This window comes from Arthrobacter echini (assembly GCF_008107445.1).
Classification (GTDB): domain Bacteria; phylum Actinomycetota; class Actinomycetes; order Actinomycetales; family Micrococcaceae; genus Arthrobacter_D; species Arthrobacter_D echini_A.
This window is the reverse complement of the sequence record NZ_VSLD01000035.1, coordinates 1-731: the sequence shown is the minus strand read 5'-3', so window position 1 is coordinate 731 and position 731 is coordinate 1. Positions and strand designations below refer to the sequence as shown.

Genomic DNA, 731 nt, shown 5'->3' with positions numbered 1-731 from the left:
CCTTGCGGGCGACCGCTACCACGTCGCGGCGGAACTCTTCAGGAAAGGCCTTTGGCATGATGAATATCCTTCCACCCGCGAGGCTGATCCTCACAGGTCAGAAGTCAACCAAACCCTCAGCAGTCCCATCGCCCCGTACTGCCGGCCCCATTTCTCCTTGAGCTCCTCCAGTGCCATTTCTGCTGCGGCCGCGTTCGGGGCCGTGTAGATCGGGCGGACGTCTTTCTTGAGGGCGTCCCAGTCCTTCTTCGACGCGAGCCGGAACGTGTTGCGGATCAGATGGATGATGCAGGTTTGAACGGTGGTGAGGGGCCACACGTTCGACACGACTTCCGGCAGACCTTTGAGGCCATCGCAGACGAGGAAGAACGTGTCCTGAACACCGCGGTTTTTGATGTCAGTCAGGACGCCCATCCAGAACTTCGCCCCCTCACCACCGGTCCCAGCCCACAAGCCCAGCACGTCCTTCTCGCCCTCCAGGGAGACCCCGATCGCGGCATAGATGGGTCGATTCGCGACCTGACCGTCGCGGATCTTGACCACGATCGATGGGGGCACCTCCCACGAAGTGGGGGACGATGAAGATCGCCGCGTAGACGCTATCGAGAGGACGATTCGCCCAGCTCGCCATCTCCTCGGATACCTTGTCGGTGATCCTCGAGATCGTCTCCTTTGAGACCTGCGCTCCATAGATCTGCGCGAAGTGCGCACTGATCTCCCCGGTCGTCAGC

General features: G+C 61.1%; 1 pseudogene. It reads right to left on the bottom strand.

The features are described from left to right. Positions 1 to 108: 108 nt before the first annotated feature. A pseudogene (locus FQ377_RS14695) lies at positions 109 to 731 on the bottom strand (IS256 family transposase); the annotation flags it as partial.